This is a genomic window from Caulobacter sp. GW822-FHT01G02, from assembly GCF_058802865.1.
This window is the reverse complement of sequence record NZ_JBXAON010000013.1, coordinates 1-21,206: the sequence shown is the minus strand read 5'-3', so window position 1 is coordinate 21,206 and position 21,206 is coordinate 1. Positions and strand designations below refer to the sequence as shown.

The 21,206-nt window shown below is 69.1% G+C and carries 16 protein-coding genes and 1 pseudogene; 7 read left to right on the top strand and 10 right to left on the bottom strand.

The genetic code is table 11. The annotated features are described in order from the left end of the window. Nucleotides 1-2 precede the first annotated feature (2 nt). From AC1RNC_RS25180 to AC1RNC_RS25170, 3 genes are read right to left on the bottom strand one after another with little or no spacing between them, the layout of a single operon-like run. Entirely contained in the window at nt 3-428 is a 426-nt protein-coding gene (locus tag AC1RNC_RS25180) for a PaaI family thioesterase (protein ID WP_492888738.1), read from the bottom strand. Beyond that, entirely contained in the window at nt 425-4,009 is a 3,585-nt protein-coding gene (locus tag AC1RNC_RS25175) for an ABC transporter permease/M1 family aminopeptidase (protein WP_492888737.1), read from the bottom strand. Before AC1RNC_RS25175 ends, AC1RNC_RS25180 begins: the two co-directional genes overlap by 4 nt. A gap of 14 nt (nt 4,010-4,023) precedes the next feature. Further along, complete coding sequence (locus tag AC1RNC_RS25170; RefSeq protein WP_492888736.1) at nt 4,024-4,902, bottom strand: ABC transporter ATP-binding protein; 879 nt, start codon at nt 4,900-4,902, stop codon at nt 4,024-4,026. A 209-nt stretch (nt 4,903-5,111) separates the two neighbouring features. On the opposite strand from AC1RNC_RS25170, the gene AC1RNC_RS25165 reads away from it, so the two are divergent. From AC1RNC_RS25165 to AC1RNC_RS25155, 3 genes are read left to right on the top strand one after another with little or no spacing between them, the layout of a single operon-like run. Continuing rightward, nucleotides 5,112-5,792, top strand: a complete 681-nt coding sequence (locus AC1RNC_RS25165) for a fumarylacetoacetate hydrolase family protein (protein ID WP_492888735.1) — start codon at nt 5,112-5,114, stop codon at nt 5,790-5,792. 9 nt (nt 5,793-5,801) lie between these two features. Further along, complete coding sequence (maiA, locus tag AC1RNC_RS25160; RefSeq protein ID WP_492888734.1) at nt 5,802-6,434, top strand: maleylacetoacetate isomerase; 633 nt, start codon at nt 5,802-5,804, stop codon at nt 6,432-6,434. Then, entirely contained in the window at nt 6,435-7,067 is a 633-nt protein-coding gene (locus AC1RNC_RS25155) for a carbonic anhydrase (protein WP_125159573.1), read from the top strand. Here AC1RNC_RS25155 and pbpC read toward each other — a convergent pair. Further along, the gene (gene pbpC, locus AC1RNC_RS25150) at nt 7,054-9,126 is read right to left on the bottom strand and encodes a penicillin-binding protein 1C (RefSeq protein WP_492888733.1); all 2,073 of its coding nucleotides are present in this window, start codon (nt 9,124-9,126) and stop codon (nt 7,054-7,056) included. The genes AC1RNC_RS25155 and pbpC overlap by 14 nt on opposite strands. On the opposite strand from pbpC, the gene AC1RNC_RS25145 reads away from it, so the two are divergent. After that, complete coding sequence (locus AC1RNC_RS25145) at nt 9,100-9,219, top strand: hypothetical protein (protein ID WP_492888774.1); 120 nt, start codon at nt 9,100-9,102, stop codon at nt 9,217-9,219. The genes pbpC and AC1RNC_RS25145 overlap by 27 nt on opposite strands. A gap of 33 nt (nt 9,220-9,252) precedes the next feature. On the opposite strand, the gene AC1RNC_RS25140 is transcribed toward AC1RNC_RS25145, so the two are convergent. The 3 genes from AC1RNC_RS25140 to AC1RNC_RS25130 form a co-directional block, all read right to left on the bottom strand. Further along, nucleotides 9,253-14,319, bottom strand: coding sequence for an alpha-2-macroglobulin family protein (locus AC1RNC_RS25140; RefSeq protein WP_492888732.1), 5,067 nt, complete (start codon nt 14,317-14,319; stop codon nt 9,253-9,255). 155 nt (nt 14,320-14,474) lie between these two features. Then, nucleotides 14,475-15,308, bottom strand: a complete 834-nt coding sequence (locus AC1RNC_RS25135) for a carbonic anhydrase (RefSeq protein WP_492888731.1) — start codon at nt 15,306-15,308, stop codon at nt 14,475-14,477. A 79-nt stretch (nt 15,309-15,387) separates the two neighbouring features. Further along, nucleotides 15,388-15,861, bottom strand: coding sequence for an Lrp/AsnC family transcriptional regulator (locus AC1RNC_RS25130; RefSeq protein WP_492888730.1), 474 nt, complete (start codon nt 15,859-15,861; stop codon nt 15,388-15,390). Nucleotides 15,862-15,981: 120 nt separating this feature from the next. Here AC1RNC_RS25130 and ald point away from each other — a divergent pair, with 120 nt between their 5' ends. Then, nucleotides 15,982-17,094: an alanine dehydrogenase gene (gene ald / locus AC1RNC_RS25125; RefSeq protein WP_492888729.1), complete on the top strand. Its 1,113-nt coding sequence runs from the start codon at nt 15,982-15,984 to the stop codon at nt 17,092-17,094. Nucleotides 17,095-17,242: 148 nt separating this feature from the next. On the opposite strand, the gene AC1RNC_RS25120 is transcribed toward ald, so the two are convergent. Continuing rightward, nucleotides 17,243-17,947: a glycosyltransferase family protein gene (locus AC1RNC_RS25120; protein ID WP_492841286.1), complete on the bottom strand. Its 705-nt coding sequence runs from the start codon at nt 17,945-17,947 to the stop codon at nt 17,243-17,245. 165 nt (nt 17,948-18,112) lie between these two features. After that, nucleotides 18,113-18,991 carry a bifunctional regulator KidO gene (locus AC1RNC_RS25115; protein WP_492888728.1) on the bottom strand — a complete coding sequence of 293 codons (879 nt, stop codon included), beginning with the start codon at nt 18,989-18,991 and terminating at the stop codon, nt 18,113-18,115. On the opposite strand from AC1RNC_RS25115, the pseudogene AC1RNC_RS25110 reads away from it, so the two are divergent. After that, nucleotides 18,984-20,077: pseudogene (locus AC1RNC_RS25110) on the top strand (XdhC family protein). The gene AC1RNC_RS25115 and the pseudogene AC1RNC_RS25110 sit on opposite strands and share 8 nt — an antisense overlap. Here the strand turns inward: AC1RNC_RS25110 and AC1RNC_RS25105 are convergent. Then, a complete protein-coding gene (locus tag AC1RNC_RS25105) occupies nt 20,074-20,829 on the bottom strand; it encodes a creatininase family protein (protein WP_492888727.1) in 756 nt (251 codons plus the stop codon). The pseudogene AC1RNC_RS25110 and the gene AC1RNC_RS25105 overlap by 4 nt on opposite strands. Before the next feature lie 218 nt (nt 20,830-21,047). Here AC1RNC_RS25105 and AC1RNC_RS25100 point away from each other — a divergent pair. After that, nucleotides 21,048-21,206: acetyl-coenzyme A synthetase N-terminal domain-containing protein (locus AC1RNC_RS25100; protein ID WP_492888773.1), on the top strand; the 159-nt coding region annotated here is incomplete at its 3' end.

Below are 21,206 nucleotides of genomic sequence, written 5' to 3'. Positions count from 1 at the left end.
CGCTAGGGAATCGCGTAGGCGACCGTCGCCTTGGCGGCGGCTCGCTCGCGCCCTTCCGTCCACATCAGGACATCGGCCGTCGCGATGCGGCGGCCGAGCTTGAGCAGGGTCCCCTCGGCGTAGAGATCGCCAGGCTGGCAACCCCTCAGAAAATGAATGTTGAGCGAGGTGGTCACCGCCATGGCCACCTCGCCGATGTGCGCCAGGACCAGGGCATAGGCCGCCGTGTCCGCCAGCGTCATCAGGGTCGGTCCCGAGATCACCCCGCCCGGCCGCAGTTGCCGGGTCTGATAAGGCAGCTTCAACAATACCCGTCCCGGCTCGGCCTCCAGCACGGAGGGCATGTGGTCGGGATCCGTCTCCGGAAAGGCGGACCGCAGGAACGCGTTCAGCGCGCCCGCGTCCATCCGGATCTCCGGCCCGCTCATCCGCCGACCTTGACCGTATTGTCGTCGCCGTTGCGGTCGATCACCGTGTTGTACGGATCGACGCCCGCGAACGTCGGCGCCCTGGCGGTCGTGAAGGTGAAGGTCTGGACGCCCGAGTGGATCGGCCGACGCTCATAGACCACCACGTTCTTGGCGTCGAAGCCCTTGTCGCCCGGCTTGGCGGTGAAGAGACCGATGTCCATGGTCTCGTTCAGCGCGGCATTGGTCTCCTTGCCCTTGCCGTCGGCGTACTTCTTCTGGGCGTCGACCGTGATCGTCACGTCGAACCTGCCGTCCGCCCGCTTCTTCACCGACGCGCTCTTGGTCTTCAGATCGTAGAGCGTGATCCTCTCGAACAGGTCGGTGATCAGGGCCTGCTTGTCGGCCGGAGCCTCGGCCCGCAGGGCGGTCAGGAAGTCGGTGGTGATCGGATAGGGCGCGCCCTTGAAGGCGTGGTCGGCGATCAGCTTGCGCAGGGCGCGGTTGACCGTCTCCTCGCCGATCTGGTCCTGCAGCCGGTACATGACCAGCGAGCCCTTGCGGTAATAGACATAGGGCTGGTTCTCGACCTTGTAGAGCGGCTGCTCGTCGATCACGTCGCCGCCGCGTGCGCGCAGATAGCTGTCCAGCTCGAACTTCAGGAACTTGCGGATCTGCGGCTCGCCATAGGTGTGCTTCATGACCATCAGGGCCGAGTACTGGGCGAAGGTCTCCGACAGCATCGCCCCGCCCTGCTGGTCTGCGCCGATCACCTGGTGGGCCCACCACTGGTGGCCGATCTCGTGCGCCCCGACATAGGTGACCATGTCGATCTTGGTCGGGTCGCGATAGTCGGAGATGAAGAACATTCCCTCCGACCACGGAATGGTGTTGGCGAACGACTGGGCGAACTGGGCGTAGTCCGGGAACTCCTGGAAGCGCAGCTGCCGGAACTGATACGGACTGAAGTTGGTCCCCATATAGTCCAGCGACCGCTTCATCGCGGTCTTCATGCGCTCGATGTTCCAGGGGTGCTGGGCGTCGTAATAGACCGCCAGCTTGACGCCCTTGTAGCTCTCCTCGGCGACCTGATAGCGGGCCGACTGGATCGAGACGAACGGCATGATCGGCGCCTCTGTGACGAAGCGGGCGATGCGGCGGCCGTTCCTGACCGTGTCCGAAACCTTGTAGCCCGGCGCGATCGGGGTCTGGTCGGCCTCGGTGGTGACGGTGATGTCCGAGGTGATGAAGTCGGCGTCCTTGCGCAGGCCGTTGAACTGGCGGGACGGAACGTCGCCCAGCTTGGCCATGCGGCGCTCGGGCGGCAGGCCGTACTTGCGGCGCTTGGCGCGGTCCTGCAGCAGGCCGTCGCGGGCCATGCCCAGGATCGGCGCGATCTCCAGGTTGTTGACGAAGGTCCCGTTGTCGACGACCCGGCTTTCCTGGTCGCTGTTGGGGAAGCCCCGCTGCGAGCGCAGGGTGATGAAGCTCATCTTGCGCCGCTCGCCCGGCTGCATCGGCGTGTCGAAGGCGAAAATGCGGTAGTTGAAGCGCTCGAAGGTCTTCTTGGGTCGCGCGCCCTCGATCGACAGGCCCTTGACCGCCAGGTCACGGTCGAAGCGGACGTGGATCTCCCTCAGAGGCGCGCCCGTCTTGTTCTCGATGACGTACGAGCCCTTGGTCTCCAGGCTGGGTTCGTGCGGCTTCAGGTCGACGTCCAGGGTCATGGCGACGATCTTGGGCTGCGGCGTGTTCTCGAACGGCAGCAGGGTCTTTTCGTAGTCGGCCTGCCACTTCTCGTTGTCGATCTTGGTCCGGTAGTCGTTCCAGACATTGGTGTTGACGTAGATGAACGCGCCCAGGCCGACGAAGGCGACCAGGGCGCCGCTGATCAGCAGGCCCGCGACGCCGCGCAGGCGCAGCGGCAGTCGGCGCAGGCGCGGCAACAGGCGGCTCTCGGTCCCGCGCCGCCACAGGCCGTAGGCCAGCACCAGCAGCACCACCGCGAAGGCCGTCCAGTAGGCCCGCAGCCACCAGGCCCCGATCCAGAACTTGCCCAGGCCGTTCATGTCCGAGAACGGCGTGTCGGTGGTCGAGCCGTAGTTGTAGAGCTTGGACTCGAAGCCCAGGTTCACGAAGGTGATCGTGGTGACCAGATAGATCACCATCAGGCCCCAGCCGACGAACTTGTGCGGGCTGATCGCCTGCAGGAACACCGCCAGCACGGCCAGCAGGATCCAGTCCACCGCCTGCGGCAGCACGTACCAGATCAGGTACTTGTCGAGCTCCAGCTTGAAATAGCCGTGGAAGATCTGGCTGAGGATGGCGGCGAGCACGCTGACCAGCAGGGTCGAGACCAGGACGAGGCTGATGGCCAGGGTCTTGGGCGCCACGAAGGCCCAGTCGGGCACGGGGGTGGCGTCGATGATCTCGTGAGTCTTGCGCTCGCGCTCGCGCCAGACCAGCTCGCCGGAATAGTAGATGGCGATGATCATCGGGATCAGGCCGAACGAGCCCAGAAGCGGGCTCAGTAGCACGCGGGTGACCGGATAGATCACCCCGCCATAGCGGCCGGCGTCGGTGGCGAACCACAGGGCGCCCATGGCGTTGGCCAGCCCCAGGAACAGCAGCACGAAATAGGCCGGGCTCTTGAACACCTGGCCCATGTCCAGGCGCGTGCGCACCACAAGTTGGGCCCAGGCCGTGGCGCGGTCGAACTTCGGTTGCGGCAGCGGACCGGCGATCAGGACCGGCGCGGCCTTGTCCTCGGCCTTGCCCTTCTTGACCTTGGCTTGCCCCGAAAGATCGGCCGACTGAAAGCGGAACAGGCTGTAGGCCAGCGTCAGGAAGCCGGCCGACAGCACGACCGCCAGTGCGCGGTTGAACAGCAGCGCCCCGGCCAATGGCGGGATCACGGTGTTGCGCTCGCTGGCGGTCCAGTACTTGGTCGCCAGGCCGTAGGCTGCGGTGCCCATCGGCTCCCAGTAGGCGGCGATCTTCTCGAACTCGGGCTTGTCCAGCGCGATGTTGGCGATGATCCACAGCACCATGAAGGCGACCACGCCGACATAGGTCCACATCATCGAGCGGGTGATCGTGGCCAGGGCGAAGAACAGCGCCGAGGTCAGCAGGATCGACGGCAGGGCCAGGGCGAAATAGGAAAACAGGTAGGCGTGCAGGTCATTCGGGCCCAGGCGCTCGGGGTCGATCCACGGCATGAACGAGCCGATGAAGATCGCCAGCGGCACGGCCAGGAACGAGATCGCCGCCGCCAGGAAGGCCCCGGTGAACCGGCCGTACAGATAGTCGAACTTGCGAATCCGCGTGGAGCGCAGGATCGGCCCGAAGCCCGTCTCGTCGTCGCGCACCACCACATTGGCCACGAAGGCCGTGGTCACGAACATGTAGAAGATCGACAGGATCAGGTGGGTCTGGGCGATCGCGAACGGGGCGTTCTTGTGGATGTTGCCGCCGCCGCCGATGCGGATCTGGTCGATCGTCGCCGCCCCGAAGGTCAGCAGGAAGAAGATAACCGCCACCACCCAGAAGACGGGCGACTTCAGCTGGTAGCGGAGTTCGAAGCCCGCGATCTTGCGAAACATGCCGTCGCTCCCCGTCAGGCCGCCCGCCGGGTGGTCGAGAGGGTGGAGAAGTAGACGTCCTCCAGCCCGCCCTCGACCGGCGTGAAGCCATTGCCGGGATTATCGTCCGACAGGATGTGGATGACCGTGCGGCCGGCTAGCAGGCGCGTGGAGATGACCTTGTACTGGGCCTTGGCGGCCTCCAGCTCGGTCTTGTCGATCAGCTTCTTCCAGATCCGGCCCTTCAGCTGGCCGACCAGGTCCATCGGCGCGCCCTCGCGCACGATGCGGCCGTCGCAGATGATGGCCATGGCCGGGCAGAGATCCGAGACGTCCTCGACGATGTGGGTCGACAGGATCACCACCACGTTCTCGCCGATCTCGGCCAGCAGGTTCAGGAAGCGGTTGCGCTCCTCGGGGTCGAGGCCCGCCGTGGGTTCGTCGACGATGATCAGGCGCGGATCGCCGATCAGGGCCTGGGCGATGCCGAAGCGCTGGCGCATCCCGCCCGAGAAGCCGGCGATGGCCTTCTTGCGCACGTTCCACAGATTGACCTGGTTCAGCAGGTTTTCGACGGTTTCCTTGCGATCCTTGGCGTTGGCGATGCCCTTCAGCACCGCCATATGGTCGAGCATGTCGTAGGCCGAGACCCGCGGATAGACGCCGAAATCCTGCGGCAGGTAGCCCAGCGTCTTGCGTAGTTCCTCGGGGGTTTTCAGCACGTCGATGTCGCCGAAGCGGATATGGCCCGAGGTCGGGGCCTGCAAGGTGGCGATGGTGCGCATCAGGGTCGACTTGCCGGCGCCGTTCGGACCCAGCAGGCCGTACATGCCGCGCGGGATCGTCAGGCTGACCTCGTCCAGGGCCCGCGTGCCGTTGCCGTAGACATGGGTCAGGTTCTCGATGATCAGCATGAACAGCCCCCAGATAAAAAACGCGCCCACTACCCCATGGCCGACATGACTCGACGGCGACGATCGGGGCAAGTGAAAGAACGTTTAAGCCAAGGGTTCAACCGCGGGATTTCTGAACAGCGACCACTTTGCGGCTCTTGGGGTTCGCCGGCGCTGTTTGAACCGCACAGGGGTTTTGGGCGGCGGCTTTTGGGTCTAAACGAAGCGCCATGACGACCTACGCCTTTCCCCCGCACGCCATTCCGACGGTCCCGGTGGAGGGATCGAACGCGGTTTTCCCGGTCCGCCGGATCCTCTGCGTGGGGCGCAACTACGCCGCTCACGCCCGTGAGATGGGCGCCGACACCCGCGATCCGCCGTTCTTCTTCAGCAAGCCCGCCGACGCGGTGGCGCCGCTGAAGGGCCAGATCGCCTATCCGCCGGCGACCAGCGACCTGCATCACGAGATCGAGCTGGTCGTGGCCCTGAAGAGCGGCGGCGCGAACCTGACGCCCGATCAAGCGCTTGAGGCCGTGTTCGGCTTCGCCGTCGGCGTCGACCTGACCCGCCGCGACCTGCAAGGCGCGGCCAAGGCCAAGGGTCATCCCTGGGAGGCCGGCAAGGCCTTCGACGAAAGCGCGCCGATCACCGCCATCCGCGTGATGGACGCCCCGCCGCCCGAGGCCGCCGTCACCCTGTCGGTCAACGGCCAGGAACGCCAGCGTGACGAGGTCGGCGACATGATCTGGAACGTCGGCGAGGTGATCGCCAAGGCCAGCGAATTGTGGACCCTGGCCGCCGGCGACTTGATCTTCACCGGCACCCCCGAAGGCGTCGGCGCCATCGCCCGCGGCGACAAGATCGTCGGCGAGGTCGAGGGCGTCGGCCGCCTTGAATTCACGCTCGTCTAGGAGCTGGAAGTGAAGCTGGTCCTGCACAGCGCCAAGCGCGCCAGCGCGCCCTATCGGGTGCGCATCGGCCTTAACCTCAAGGGCCTTCCCTACGAGCTGCGCCCCGTCGACCTGGTGGCCAACGCCCATCACGAGGCCAGCTATCGCGCGCTCAACGCCCAGGCCCTGGTGCCCACGCTCGAGGTCGATGGCCGGCCGCTGACCCAGAGCCTGGCCATCCTGGAGTGGCTGGACGAGGTCTCGCCCGAGCCCGCCCTGTTGCCGCACACCGCCTATGAACGGGCCATCGTGCGCGGCATGGCCGAGATCATCGCCTGCGACATCCATCCGCTGAACAATCTGCGCGTCCTGCGCCAGCTGACCGCGCTGGAGATCGGCGAGACCGACCGCAACGCCTGGGTCGCCCGCTGGATCAGCGACGGCTTCCGGGCCCTGGAGCCGATGGTCGCCGCGCATTCGGGCGGCTTCGCCTATGGCGACGCGCCGGGCCTCGTCGACTGCCTGCTGGTGCCGCAGGTGTTCAACGCCGGCCGCTTCAACGTCGACCTGTCGCCGTTCCCGGCGATCACCAACGCCGCCGCCCGCGCGGCCAAGCACCCGGCCATCGAAGCCGCCCACCCCGACCACCAACCGGAGCGCTAGATGCTTGAGGACCTGAAAGCCAACAACGCCGCCTGGTCGGAACGCAAGACCCAGGTCGATCCGGACTTCTTCAAGCGCCTGGAAGGTCAGCAGAGCCCGGAATATCTCTGGATCGGCTGCAGCGACAGCCGCGTGCCCGCCAACGAGATCGTCGGCCTGGATCCGGGCGAGCTGTTCGTCCACCGCAACGTCGCCAACCTGGCGCCGCCGCAGGACGCCAACTATCTGTCCGTGCTGCAGTTCGCGGTCGAGGTGCTGAAGGTCAAGCATGTCATGGTCGTCGGCCACTACGGCTGCGGCGGCGTGGCGGCCGCCATCGACGGCCAGCGCCGGGGCCTGGTCGACCACTGGCTGCACCCGATCCGCGAGATCCACGCCGAGCACAAGCACGAACTGGAAGCGATCCCCGAGCAGCGCGCAATGCTCGACCGCCTGACCGAGTTGAACGTCGCCCGCCAGGTCCGCAACGTGGCCGCCGACGTCTTCGTCCAGGACGCCTGGGCGCGCGGCCAGGACCTGTCGGTGCACGGCTGGGTCTATTCGTTGCACGACGGCCTGGTGAACGATCTCAACATCGGCATTAGCAGCCTGGCGGACTACGAGCGGATGATGGCGGACTCTAACCGCCCCTGATCCGCACCCGCGCCTGGGCCTTGCGCCCTTGCGCGTCGACCACCGACAGCTTGTAGAAGCCCGGCGCGGCCGGCCTCCAGATCGCGCGGCCGCTGACCGGATCCAGGTCCAGCGGCCGGCCTTCCACGTACCAGGTCAGGCCCTCGCCCTCGGCGGCCAGCACCAGGCCCCGCGCCTTGGCATTGAAGGCGTCGACCTGCACCGACGCGCCGTCGGGCGGGAAGATCAGGCGCGGGCCTTCGTCGGCGGCGCGCAGTTTCTGCAAGGCCAGCGGCGCCAGCTTCGGCGCGATCGGGCGCGGGGCCGAGGACGGGGTTCCGATGGCGTCGGCGACGTCGAACAGCAGCGGCAGGGCCGCGTCGCGCCCCGTCAGACCCCCGCGCGCGCCGCCGTCGGCCCGGCCCGTCCAGACCAGGATCGCATAGCCGCCGACCACCCCGGCCGCCACCGCGTCGCGGAACCCGTAAGAGGTGCCGGTCTTGAACGCCATCGACGGCCCGCCGCGCGTCAGGGCCGAGGGCGCGCGGCCGCGCGGCGCCGGGGCTTCGCGGAGAATATCGAGCACCTGCCGCGCCGCCTCGGGGCGGACCAGCCGCGTCCCCCCGGAGCGCTCGCGGGCCTTGGCCTCCGCCTCGGTCCAGGCCAGCGGCTTGGCGACGCCGCCATCGCCGAGCGCGGCGTAGAGCATGACCAAGTCCCGCCAGGTGATGCCTTCGCCCCCCAGCGCCAGGGCGAGGCCGGCTTCCTTCAGCTGCGCCTTGGGCCGGGCCAGGTGCGCGCCGGCGGCCTCGATGCGGCCGGCGAAGGCCTCGGGACCCAGCTTTTCCAGGGTGGCGACGGCGGGGACGTTCAGCGAATGGGCCAGGGCCTCGCGCACCGTGACCTTGTCGTGGAACACGCGGTCGAAGTTCTCGGGCTGGTAGTCGGCGAAGCGGGTGGCGTTGTCCTGCAGCTGGGTGTCGGGCGCGACCAGACCGTCGTCCATGGCCATGGCGTAGATAAACGGCTTCAGGGCCGAGCCCGGCGAACGCAGGGCGCGGGTCATGTCGACCCACCCTCCGGCCCGGTCGCGGCCGGCGGAACCGACAGCGGCGCGGACGGCGCGGCCCTTGATCTCGACCACCAGGACGGCGGCGGTGGCGTCCGGACCTTGCGCGCCCGCCACGGCGGCGACCATCGGCTCCAGCCGCGACTGCAGGTCGGCGTCGAGGGTGGAGACCACACTGGCCTGACCCGGCGGCGCGTTGCGGGCCAGCTCGCCGGCCGCGTGCCAGGCCAGGGTCGGGAACGGCGCGCGGCGCGGCAGCGGCTCATTCTCGGCCTCGAAGGCGGCCGCCTCCGTGATCGTGCGGGAACGAATGAGCTTGTCGAGCACCGCGCGCCGGGCGGCCTTGGCGGCCTCGGGCCGACGGTCGGGACGGCGAGCCTCCGGCGACTGCGGCAGGGCGATCAGCAGGGCCTGCTCGCCGTCGGTCAGGCTGGACGGCTCGTGGCCGAAATAGCTCAGACTGGCCGCCCGCGCCCCTTCCAGATTACCGCCATAGGGCGCCAGGGTCAGATACAGCGCCAGGATCTCGCGCTTGGACAGCCGTGACTCCAGCTGAACGGCGCGGACCATCTCGATCAGCTTCGAGCCGAGATTGCGCGGTCGCGGCTCCAGCAGGCGCGCGGTCTGCATGGTCAGGGTCGAGGCGCCGGAGCTGACCCGGCCATGGATCACCGCCGAGCCGATGGCGCGGACCAGCGACAGCGGATCGACGCCCAGATGCCACCAGAACCGCGCGTCCTCGGTGCGGATCAGGCGCTTCTGGAAGGTCGGGTCGGTGCGCGAGAGATCGGCGCGGATCCGCCAGCGGCCATCCTCGACCGGCAGGGCCCGCAGCCAGGCGCCGCGACGATCCAGGGTGACCGGCGAGGAATGTCTGGCGCGGGTCATGTCCGGCGGGAAGACGGCGCTGAGGGCGGCGAGGACGACCTCGGCGGCGAGGACGCCGACGAGGACCTTGGTCAGGCGGGGAACGCGTTTCGCCTCATCCCCCAAAAATCCAAACCTTGTCATCCCGGCCGCAGCGCAGCGGAGAACCGGGCCCCAGGAGCGACCGCGCTGCGTCGGCCCCTGGGTCCCGGGCCGGCCTGCGGCCGCCCGGGATGACAAGGATAGTTACGCATCACCAAAGCTCGGCCCCTACTGCCCCGGCGCGATCGTCGCGCGCGAGGCTTCCGACCGGGCGTTCACCGCCGGGCGGTACATGTCCTTGGCCACGGCGCCGGGCAGGAAGAAGCTCCCCGGCGTCACGGCCCGGGCCACATAGGCCAGGGCGAAGCCCTTGTTCCCTTCCAGGTCCAGCGCGGCGATGAAACGGTCGTCGCGGCTTTCCTGGACGTCGGCGGCGGTCAGTTCGCCGAGGAACTTGAACGGACCGTTCTGGGCGTCGTCGGCGCCCAGCGTGGTCTCGATCTCGAAGCCGGCCGGCAGGGCGTCGTCAACCACCAGGGCGGTCGAGCGGGCCTGCATCGAGCGTCCGGAGACCAGCACGATGATCCGGTCGCCCTGGCGGATGGTCGCCGGATCGATCGCGCCGCCGCCCATCGACAGCAGGCGCTTGGAGACCGACAGACCGTCCGCGTTCGCGCCCGGCGCGGCGACCGGCGTGCCGCGCACGCTGACCGTCCGCCACAGGGCGCCCTTGCCGGCGTTGACGAAGTGGGCGTCGGCCAGCTTGCCGACCGCCCAGCGCGGCGCGCCGCCGGCCGGGGGCAGCGGGTTGGCGCCCGTCGCGGTGATCGAGATCGGACCCGAGGCCTGGATCAGGGCGTTGGCCGCGTGCAGCAGCGCCGCCTGTTCCTGGGTGTTCAGGGCGTCCGGATCCTTGCTGACGTTCTCCAGCCGGCCTTGCAGCTGGCGGGCGACATCCATCATGCCGGACTCGGCGGCGAGCGCCGTCAGCACGGCCGTGTCGCGCAGCGGCGTCTGGTACCAGTCCTGCTCGTCCTTGTAGCCCAGGCTCGACACCGCCTGGCGCATGGCCGAGCGGGCGCGGGCGTTGTCGCCCATGCGGGCCAGGCCGGCCGCCACATAGGCCTTGGCGATCGGCTGGGCCTCGTCCTTCATCTGCACGTCGTGCCACCAGCGCAGGCGGGCGAGATCGCCCTTGCCCGCCTTGGCCATCACATAGAGGGCGTAGGCAGAGGCGCGGCGGCGCATGCGTTCGGTCGCCTTCTTCGAGGCGTCCTCGTTGCTCGCCCACCAGCCCGGATATTCCATGCGATAGGCGACCGACGAGAAGCCCTCGGGACGGCTGACCTGGCGCATGGCGCCGACCGCCTTGTCGATGGCGTTGTCGGGCACGGCGACGCCCTGCGCCTTCGCCTCCAGCAGGAAGTCGACGACATAGGCGCCGAGCCACGGATCAGCCTCGCCGTCGCCGACCCGCCACAGGCCGAAGGCGCCGTCCAGGGTCTGGCGATCCAGCAGCTTGCCCACGGCTCCGGCGAGGGCCGCCGGCGTGCGTTTCAGCTTCGGATCGGTCGAGAAGGTCTGGGCGTAGAGCAGCGGATAGGCGGTCGAGACCAGCTGCTCGGTGCAGCCGTACGGATAGCGCTGCAGCGCCACCGCGATCGCCGAGGGGTCGAAGCCCCGGATCGGCGAGTAGCTGACCTGCAGCGTCACGTCGCCCGCCGCCAGGCCCGACAGCAACTGGTACGAGGGCGTGTAGCTCTCGCCCGGCTTCTGCACTTCGGTGGTGGTGCGCACGATGTCGCCCCAGCCCAGGCGGGTCTGGATCGGATAGTCCTTCTGGGTCGTAAAGCCCGGGCCGGCGACCTTGAAGCCGATCTTGCCGATGCCCGTCACATCGGGCGCCAGGAAGGGGATCTTCTCGGCGATGCGCTGGCCCAGGATCAGCTGGAACACCTTCTTGAAGGCCACCTTCAGCCCGTTGGTCGAGAAGGCCTCGGCCGTATAGGCGCCCGGCTTGCCCTCGACATTGTGCAGCTCCAGCGTGGCGTAGGCCTGGTCGCCCGGGGCCAGGAAGCGCGGCAGGTTCAGGTCGGCCACCACCGGCTGGCGCACGGTCAGCGGCTTGGAGGCCGAGCCGACGGCCGTGTCGGTCCAGGCCACGGCCTGGATGCGCAGCTCGCCGTTGAAGTCGGCGGCCGGCAGCTTGATCACCGCCTTGCCGTCGAGACCGGTCTCCACGATCCCGGACCACAGGGCCACGGTCTTGATCGGCGTGGTGGTCAGACCCTCGCCGCCGACCTCGTCGCCGCCGAAGTTCACATTGGCCGGCGCGCCCAGGTTGGGGTCGAGCAGGCGGCCGTAGTCGTCGCGATAGTTCAGGGTCAGGGCGCGCTTGCCGAAGTACCACTTCACCGGATCGGGACTGTCCTGGTGGGTCAGGCGCAGGATGCCTTCATCCACCGCGGCGATGGTGACCTTAGCCTTCTGCCCAAAGCCCAGGCCGCTCACCTTCACCGGAATCTCGACCGGCGCCTTGCTGTCGATCTTGCTCGGCGTGCCGAGGTCGACCGTCAGCTTGCGGTTCTTGGGATCGATCGGGACATAGACCAGGCCCAGGGCGCGGCGCGGCTTGGGCGAGGCGACCGGGTCGCGCGGCTGGATGACGCTGACCATCACATAGGCCCCGCCGCCCCAGGCTGCCGAGGTCTTCAGGCGCACGGTCGCCCCCTTTTCGCCGACGCTGACGGTCTTGAGATCGATCAGGCGATCGGTGGCGACCGCGATCTGCGCTTCCCCGGCATAGGGCGGCTTCAGCGTGATCTCGACCGTATCGCCCTGGGCGTAGGTCTGGGTTCCGGCGGACACGCGGACCACGTCCGGCGCCTCGCCTTCACGGGCCGGAGCGCCCCAGCCCGCCGAGAAGCGGGTGACGGTCCTGGCGCCGTCCGCGCCCTCGACCTCGAGGCGGTAATCGCCCCAGCCGAGACGGCGGGTGAACTTGGCCGGCGAACCGGCGCCAATATTGACCTGCGCCTTGGCCACGATGGCGTCGCGGCTGCTGCGCCGCCACTGCCAGCGGCCGTTCTGCTGGAACCAGTCATAGTCCCAGCGCTCGGCCACCAGGGTGTAGGTCGCGGTCGCGCCGATGCGCTGGCCGGCGGCGTTGACGGCGATGATATCGAGGCTGACGGGCGGATCGCCCTTGCCGGCCTCGCCCTGGTCGACCTTGACGCCGTAATAGATCGCCTTCGGACGCACCTTCAGCTCCAGCCCCTCGCGGACCGGACGGCCGCCGGGCTCGAACACCGAGGCGGTGACCGAGGCGACCAACGGCTGGGCGGTGTCGCCGGCGTCGGTGGTGGACACCGACAGGATCGCGTGGCCCTCGCCGTCGGTGACGGTCGAGCCGAGATCCAGGTACTTCTCGTCGAACGGCTTCCCCTGGTCGCCCCATTCGAAGCCCTTATAGGCCGGGAACGGGTCGGTATCGGCGCGCAGGCGGGCCTCGCCCTGGGTCTGCAGACCCGCGCCCGGCGCGCCGTAGAGGAAGCGGGCCGAGACGTCGACCTTGCGGGCCTCGCCGGCGCCGAGGGCGACGGAGTCCTGGCCCGTGGCGGTGACCGCCAGGCGCTGCGGCGCGAAGTCCTCGACCGAGAACGACAGGCTGCCGGTCGCCTCCTCGATGCCCTCGATATGCAGCTCGGCGGTCCAGCGGCCGCGCGGGGCCGATCGCGGCAGAGCGATATCGGCCAGCACGGCGCCGGCATTGGCCTGGCCGAACGGATAGCGCTTGAACTCGACGCCCGAGGGCCGCTTGACGATCACCTCGCCCTTGCGATCGGAAACGGCCTTGGCCATCCGGTCGCGGACCATGGCGGTCAGGTGGACGGTCTCGCCGGGCCGATAGATGCCGCGGTCGGCATAGAGGTAGCCGTCGATATCGGCCGCCACGCTGCGTCCGTCGACGCCGCCCTCGGTGCGGCCGCCCACGCCCTGCTTGGACAGGTCGACGGGCGAGCGGTCGAGATCCAGCACGGCCAGGTCGCCTTGCGGGCCATAGGCCATGACCATCTTGGCGCGCTCGGCGCCCTGGCCCTTCAGCAGCGGGCGCAGGAAGCGCACACGGCCGTCGGCGTCGCTCTTGGCCTCGGCCAGCGGCTCGCCGTCGGCGGCGACCAGATTGACGGTCACGCCCGACAGGGTCTTGGCGCTCTTCAGCGAGCGGACCACGACGTCCAGGCTCTCCGAGCCGTCATAGGCCAGCATGGCCATGTCGGTGAACACGATCCAGCGGCGGGCCTGGGCCGGGTTGTTCTCGCTGTCGTCCGGATCGCGGCCCCCCGAGGCGTCGCGCGCCTTGATGACATAGGCGCCGGCCTTCATCTCCTTCAGCACCGCGCCCAGCGGGAAGACGGTGGTGGCCTTCTGGCCGGTCGCGCCGCCGGTGACCTGCACCGTGCCCTTCCAAACCCGGCGGCCGTCGTCGCCCACGGCGTCCTCGCCATAGTCGCCAGCCCAGTCGCCCTCGCCGGTCGGATCCGGGGCGGTGATCGACTTGCGGACCAGATTGCGGTCCGGCACGCGCCAGACCTCGATGGCCAGGGCCTGGACGTTGATCGTCTCGATGCCGACGCCGTCGGACTCCTCGCGCGGCAGGATCACGCCATCGCCGGCGAAGCCCACATACGGAGGCTTCTCGCCGAACGTGAAGTCGACGTCGGCATTGGCGGCGAGCGTCTCGCCGCCCTTGGCGGGCAGGCCCTTGAGCAGGGTGATTCGGTGGTCGGTGAAACCGATGCCGCCCAGGCACAGCTCGTCGCCCTTCACCCGCACCGAGGGCTGGCGGCCGAGGTCCGGCGAGACCAGCACGAAGTCGGCATAGGCCTTCGACGGATCCAGGTCCTTGCTCATGCGGATGCAGGCCAGCGGATCGGGGCCGCTGCTGTCGACGCGGGTCTGCCAGACCGCGAAACCGTCGGGCTTGGGGATGCCGCGACGCGGCGCGTTGGCGCCGCGCGGCTTGCCGAACAGCGACCAGGCCTCGCCCTTGACCGCCGTCGCGCCGGCCGGCTTGCCGCCGCCGAAGAACAGACCGCCCTTGCCGACCGCGAAGCCGCCGCCGAAACCGAGGATCAGCGACCCGGCGACGGCGATCGCCACCGGGCCCCTCAGCGCGGCGGGCCAGCGTTCCGACACGGTTCGACGAAAGCCGTCCCAGCGATCGCGCCAGGCGTTTTGCCGGGGACCTTGGATGTCGGGACCGCCTTCCGGCGGCGTCTCGTCCGTCGACATCCGTTGTCTCCCACTGATTTGCGCTTGGTTCAGGCGAATTGAACCTAAGCGCGATCAGGGGTCAACGGCGGTCGAATGACAGTGTCACGACCAATGCTCAAGCTTGCGGGCGATTGCTCAGCGTCACTCGCCCCGCCAAAGCGGCGACGCCCGCTTTAAGCGTCGAACGCCACCACGCCCGTGGAGAGGTCGTAGCAGGCCGAGACGACCTTCAGCCGCCCCTCCTCGATCCGCTCGGCCAGGACGCCGTCGGCGACCTTCAGGCGGCCGGCGATGTCGCGGACATTGCGGCGGATGGCGGCGTCCTGCAGATCGGCCGGATGGGTTTCGTCGGCCTCGAGCACGGCCGGGATGATCGGCAGCACCATCTCGTACAGCGCCCCGTGCAAGTCGGCGTGCTTCTTGGCGACGTCGACCGCAGCGCCGACCGCGCCGCACTTGGTGTGGCCCAGCACGACGATCAGCGGCGCGCCCAGGTGCTCGACGGCGTAGACGATCGAGCCCAGCCCCTCGCGGCCGACGGTCGAGCCGGCCACGCGGACGACGAACAGCTCGCCCAGATTGCAGTCGAAGATCAGTTCCGGCGCGGCGCGGCTGTCGGCGCAGCCGATCACCACCGCGAACGGCTTCTGGCCCTTGGACAGCTCGGCCACGCGCGCCAGGGTCGGCAGGATCAGATTGGCGCCGCCGCGGGCGAAGATGGCGTTGCCGTGCTTCAGGCGGCCCAGCGCCTCGTCGGGCGCGACCTCCTGTCCGGGCTCGCCGTGCCCGGCCGGGGCGTGAGCGGGCTCGGCCTCCAGCGGCTTGACGCTGGCCATGGCCTTGTCGAGCGCGGCCTTGTCGCTGGCCTGGTGCTTCAGGGCGCTGGAGGTCCGGCGGCCCTTCTTGCTCAGCAGACTGGGATGGGCCGGGCCGTCACCTTCGGCGAAAGCCAGGGCCGGCGCGGCCAGGCCCGCCAGGGCGCCCAGTAGAAGTCGTCTCGAAACCATTTCGTCCCCCGACGCGGTTTGATGTCGGCGAGGAACTTAGCCGGTCGAAGTTAACCGGGATTAACAGCAGTCCGAAACTTCACAGCGGCAGTTCGACGCGCTTAACGACAGTGCGCATGGCGATACTGCTGCTGACACGCACCACGCCGGGGATCCGGGTCAGCTCCTGGGCGTGGACCCGCTCCAGGTCGTCGACGTCGCGGACCACCAGGCGCAGCAGGTAGTCCGAGCCGCCGGTCATCAGGTAGCACTCGGCCACCTCGCGGACATTGGCGATGGCCTTCTCGAAGGCGCTCAGCGCGGCTTCCGCCTGCGACGACAGGGTCACCGTCACGAAGACGCTGAGCGGCAGGCCCACGGCCCGCTCGTCGATCACCGCCGCATAACGCCCGATGACCCCCGCCTCCTCCAGCGCCCGCACGCGACGCAGGCACGCGGACTCGGAAAGATTCACCGCCTCACCCATTTCCACATAGCTGGCGCGGCCCCGCCGTTGCAGCAGGCGGAGAAGCTTCCGGTCGAAGCTGTCGAGGTTGACGGGAGGTTTCTTCACCTGAACATACCCTTCACGCAGGATTCCTGCATACCACGGTTCTAGTTGCATGAAATCCCCAGGGAACCTGCGGGCCGCGAGGCGTAAACCGGCGTCAAATCGCTTTTGGAGGAAAGCACCATGCGCGTAGGCGTCCCTTCCGAGATCAAGCCGGGCGAACACCGGGTGGGCCTGACCCCCACGGCCGTCCGTGAATATGTCGGCCACGGCCACACCGTCCTCGTCCAGTCGGGCGCGGGCCTGGGCGCCGGCTATGCCGACGACGTGTATGTGAAGGCCGGCGCGACCATCGCCCCGGACGCCGCCGCCGTCTTCGCCGGCGCGGACATGATCGTGAAGGTCAAGGAACCGCAGAAGGTCGAGTGGGAAAAGCTCGAGCCACGCCACATCCTCTTCACCTACCTGCACCTGGCGCCCGATCCGGCCCAGACCGAAGGCCTGCTGAAGAGCGGCTGCGCGGCCATCGCCTATGAGACCGTCACCGACGCGCGAGGCGGCCTGCCGCTGCTGGCCCCGATGTCGGAAGTGGCCGGCCGGATCGCCGTGTTCTCGGCGGCCGAGACCCTGCTGAAGCACAATGGCGGCATGGGCCTGCTGCTCTGCGGCGTGCCCGGCGTGCCGCCGGCCCGCGTGGTCGTGCTGGGCGGCGGCGTGGTCGGCAGCAACGCCGCCCGCATGGCCGCCGGCCTGGGCGCCGAGGTCGTGGTGCTGGAACGCTCGATCCCGCGCATGCGCGAACTGGACGACCTGTATCAAGGCCGCATCCTGACCCGCTACTCGACCTTCGCCGCCGTCGAGGACGAAATCCTCAAGGCGGACGTGATCATCGGCGCGGTGCTGACCGCCGGCGCGGCCGCGCCCAAGCTGGTCCGTCGCGAGCACCTGAAGCAGATGAAGCCGGGCTCGGTGCTGGTGGACGTCTCGATCGATCAGGGCGGCTGCTTCGAGACCAGCAAACCGACCACCCACGCCGAGCCGACCTATGTGGTCGACGGCGTCGTCCACTACTGCGTGGCCAACATGCCGGGCGCGGCCCCGCGCACCTCGTCGGAAGCCCTGGGCAACGCCACCCTGCCGTTCGGCCTGGCCCTGGCCGACAAGGGCCTGGACGCCCTGAAGACCAACGTCCATCTGGCGCGCGGCCTCAATGTCCTGAATGGCGAACTGACCCACCCGGCCGTGGCCGAGGCGCTGGGCAAGACCTCGGTCGATCCCTACGGGGCCTGGAAGTAGGCCAAACCCCAACTCCGATCTTCCCGGCGAAGGCCGGGACCCAGATCGTAAGGCTGTGAGGCGCATGCAAGACGCCCGCGATCCTGACCGGATCGCGGGCGCTCTTGCATCTGGGCCCCGGCTTTCGCCGGGGAGAACGGAATTTAGGTCACGCCGCGAAGCGGGCGATGTCCAGGCGGCTCTCGACCATGTCCAGCACGTCGGTCATCCGGAAGTCCGGGTCGACCGGGTGCAGGGCGTCGTAGACCGAGCGCGCGAAGGCCAGGTCGGCGGCGGTCTTGACCCGCCAGTCCAGGCGTGACCAGTCGCGCGGGGCCTTCAGATGGGCCTGGCTCCAGCGCTGGGGCTGCTCGCGGATGGCGGCGGTCGGCGAGATGCGGGCCGTCGGGTCGCGCTCCTCGGCGGCGGCGGCCCGCAGCGCGCCGGCCGTGATCACCTCGACCTCGAGACCGGCCGGGAAGGTGCGATGCACGCGGTTGGACGTGTAGTCGGCGCCGCTGGACAGGGCCATGCGCACGGCGTCGTCGATGATCCCCGGGTCCATGAACGGCGCGTCACCCTTCAGGCGGACCACGTGGCTGACCGCGCTGATCGCCTCGGCGCAGCGAGCGATACTGGCCAGGATGTCGGCGCCGGTTCCGCGATGGACGGTATGGCCGCGCGAGACCAGGAAGCCGGCCAGGGCGTCGTCGACCGTCTCGTTGCTGGTCGCCACGATGATCTTCGACAGGCAGCGGGCGCCGCGCAGGCGCTCCAACTGGCGCACGATCATCGGCTCGCCCCGCAGGGTGGCCATCGACTTGCCCGGCAGTCGGGACGAACCCATGCGGGCCTGAAGCACGGCGAGGATCATGACGCGTCTCCCTTCGTTGGGATCAAGCTAGAGCATACTCATAAAACTCAAGTGAATCAGAAGCTTACACGACCTTAATCGACAAGCTTAATTGTCGCTGAAGAGGCGTGCGAACAGGCGGCCGATCCAGCCGTCGTCACTGTCGCAGCTGATTCCAGGTGTGGATCAGGCGACCCAACGTCGCGGGTCGAGCGCGACGGGATCGTCGATCGCCATCTCGTCCCAGTCGAGGTCCGGCGGCGGGCTCGAGGCGGCGGCGACCACGGCCGACAGCTCGGCGGCCGAGTTGACGCCGACCAGCACGGCCGAGCCTTCCGGACGCGACAGGGCGAAGCCCAGGGCGGCCTGCAGCGGATCCGAGCGGCCCTCGGCGATCATCCGGCGCACGCGCGACAGGCGGCCCGAGGCGCCTTTCAGCTGGGCCGGAACGCGATCGGGCGGCAGGAACAGCAGGCCATTCAGGAAGATCGAGCGCAGGTGGACCTCGACGCCCATGCCGGCGATGCGTTGCAGCGAGCCATCGGCCAGCAGGCGCTGGTCGAGCAGGCTGGCCGGAGCCTGCAGGATATCGGGCTTGAAGCGACGGGCGACGCCGACCGGGTCGTCCGTGGCGTGGGCGGCGATGCCGATCTTGGCGAACAGGCCTTGGTCCTTGAGACGCAGCAGCCGATCCCAGAGGGCCGCGCCGTGCGCGCCGAACAGTTCCGAGGGCGAGTGGACGACGATCGAATCGGCGCGCTCGACGCCGATTCGGCGCAGGGCGGCGCGAGCCTCGGTCTCGACATGGTCGGGCCCGCGGTCAGCGCGGGCCGTGGCCAGGCAGACGCGGAAGGGCACCGGGCGCGGGATCAGGTCGCCCAGCAGGGTCTCGGCGCGGCCGAACAGGCCCGAGGCGTCCAGCACCGACAGGCGGGCGCGGGCGGCGATATTGAGAATGTCGCGCGCTTCGGCTTCGGGCGAGCGACCACGCGGCGCCGACGAGCTACCGCCGTCGAGGCCGAACTGGGCCGCAGCCAAACCGAGTTTTGAGACCGAAATGGACATCGCCATCCGTGCGCGAAAACATCAACAGACCGCGACGGTACGCGCCAAGGTTTGAACATCCGGTTTCTGGAACCTTGCCGAGGGGTTAAAGTCACCCCGATGACGATCGACCGCTCAGACGACGCCAATGCCGACCCATGGCCCATGCACGGCATGGCCGACGACGCCCGTCCCGCCTTGGCGGCGGCGCTTTGCCGAGGGTCGGCGGCCCTGGCCACCATCATCGCCCTGGGCGACGGCGGACCCCGTCCGGTCGGCGCCCAGATGGTGTTCGGCGAAAATATTCTTTCGGGTTTTTTGTCGGGCGGCTGCATCGAGGCCGATGTCGAGGTCCATGCGCGGGCCTGCCTGGCCGACGGCCAACCGCGGCGCCTCGTCTATGGCGAAGGCAGCCCCTGGCCGGACATCCGCCTGCTGTGCGGCGCGCGGATCGAGATCCTGGTCGAGAAGATCGAGCCCGACGACCCGGCCGCCCGGACCTTGCTGGACCTGGCCGAGGCCCGCGCGCCCGCCTTCTGGATCACCGACGGCGCGCGCCGACTGTGCGTCGAGGAGCCGCAGGCCCTATGGTCCGGCGCCTTCGAACGCGCCTACGATCCCCCGCCGCGCCTGGTGGTGCTGGGCGGCGACCCGACCGCGCTGGCGGTGGCGAGCCTGGGCGCGCAGTCGGGTTTCGAGACCCATCTGGTGCGCCCCAAGGGTCCGGCCTCGCCGCCGCCCCTGCCGAACGTCGCCTATCGCCGTGAGGCCGCAGACGAGGCCCTGGCCGCGATCGGCCTCGACGCCTGGACGGCCGTCGCCGTCTGCGGCCACGACCTGGAGATCGACCACGCCGCCTTGATGGCGGCCCTGCCCTCGCCCGCGCCCTATGTCGGCCTGCTGGGCGCGCGGCGGCGACTGCCGGAGCGGATCGCGCGGCTGAGAGCCTCCGGCCTGAGCGATCGCGATCTGGCCAAGCTGCGCGCCCCGATCGGTCTGGACCTGGGCGGCAAGGCCCCGTTCGAGGTCGCGGTGGCGGTGATCGGCGAGATCATGGCCACACGCCACGGCCAACCGGCCTTGGCGCGACGGGCGGTTGAGGCCTAAGCCGGCGCCGTCTCGGCCCCGAACGCGGCGATGTCCTCGAGCAGGGCGTTGGCCGCCATGTCGACCAGTTCGCCGCCCTTTTCGGGCGTGGCCTGGGCCGGGTCGGAACCCATGCGACCGTCGGCGTAGCGGGCGCGGAAGTCCAGGGCTTCGCGGATCGGCCCCGACGGCGCGATCTTCGGCTCATAGGCTGTCGTCTTGATCGTCTCCGGATAGGCCCACTGGGTCACGGCGATCTCGGAGGGGGTCGCGTGCGAACCGTGGCCGACGGGGAATTGACGGTTGGCCAGGGCGTTGACGCCGGCCAGATCCCACCAGTTCTTCAGCTTCAGGGCGAACGGCGCCCGCTCTTTCCGGAAGCTGTACTCGGCGTAGATCTCCGAGAAGGCCGCCTCGATCGAGGCGACGTTGCCGCCGTGGCCGTTCAGGAAATAGATCCGCGTGAAGCCGTGCGCGCCCAGCGACCGCACCCAGTCGCCGATCGCGGCGATGAAGGTCGACGGGCGCAGGAAGATGGTGCCCGGAAAGGCCAGGTGGTGCTGGGCCATGCCGATGTTGAAGGTCGGCGCCACCAGAATCCTGTCGCCCGCCCGCTTGCTGGCCTCGTGGGCGATGATCTCCGGGCACAGCCAGTCGGTGCCGAGAAGACCCGTCGGCCCGTGCTGCTCGTTGGAGCCGATCGGCACCACCACGCTCGTGCTGGTCTTCAGGCGGGTCTCGATCTCGGACCAGGTGGATAGGGCGAGCAGCATGGGCGGAACTCCTGGAGCCTGTCTTAACAGGCTCCAATCCAAAAAGGGGAGAGCGGGGCGGGCGCCGAAACCGGCATCCACTTTCGGCTGCCCCGCTCTACGATACGCCTCTCAATTGGACCTCGCCCCGCTTCGGCGCAAGAAACCGCGGAGGTCTTCTTGCGCCTAGCGCCGCCCTGCGCATAACTCCGCCGCAACGACAAAAGGGAGTAGGCGGCGTGAGCGACGGACAGGTTTTCCCGGTTTCCGAGGAACTGGCGCGGGGCGCCCATATCGACGCGGCCGCCTATGAGGCCGCCGTGGCCCGGGTCAAGACCGATCCGGAAGGCTACTGGCGCGACATCGCCGCCCGGCTGGACTGGATCAAGGCCCCGACC

Coding starts and splice junctions, on each gene's coding strand:
- AC1RNC_RS25135 (WP_492888731.1), bottom strand. CDS start 15,308: ATGGTTTCGAGACGACTTCTACTGGGCGCCCTGGCGGGCCTGGCCGCG.
- AC1RNC_RS25115 (WP_492888728.1), bottom strand. CDS start 18,991: ATGTCCATTTCGGTCTCAAAACTCGGTTTGGCTGCGGCCCAGTTCGGC.
- AC1RNC_RS25180 (WP_492888738.1), bottom strand. CDS start 428: ATGAGCGGGCCGGAGATCCGGATGGACGCGGGCGCGCTGAACGCGTTC.
- AC1RNC_RS25155 (WP_125159573.1), top strand. CDS start 6,435: ATGCTTGAGGACCTGAAAGCCAACAACGCCGCCTGGTCGGAACGCAAG.
- AC1RNC_RS25165 (WP_492888735.1), top strand. CDS start 5,112: ATGACGACCTACGCCTTTCCCCCGCACGCCATTCCGACGGTCCCGGTG.
- AC1RNC_RS25140 (WP_492888732.1), bottom strand. CDS start 14,319: ATGTCGACGGACGAGACGCCGCCGGAAGGCGGTCCCGACATCCAAGGT.
- ald (WP_492888729.1), top strand. CDS start 15,982: ATGCGCGTAGGCGTCCCTTCCGAGATCAAGCCGGGCGAACACCGGGTG.
- AC1RNC_RS25120 (WP_492841286.1), bottom strand. CDS start 17,947: ATGATCCTCGCCGTGCTTCAGGCCCGCATGGGTTCGTCCCGACTGCCG.
- AC1RNC_RS25105 (WP_492888727.1), bottom strand. CDS start 20,829: ATGCTGCTCGCCCTATCCACCTGGTCCGAGATCGAGACCCGCCTGAAG.
- pbpC (WP_492888733.1), bottom strand. CDS start 9,126: ATGACAAGGTTTGGATTTTTGGGGGATGAGGCGAAACGCGTTCCCCGC.
- AC1RNC_RS25170 (WP_492888736.1), bottom strand. CDS start 4,902: ATGCTGATCATCGAGAACCTGACCCATGTCTACGGCAACGGCACGCGG.
- AC1RNC_RS25175 (WP_492888737.1), bottom strand. CDS start 4,009: ATGTTTCGCAAGATCGCGGGCTTCGAACTCCGCTACCAGCTGAAGTCG.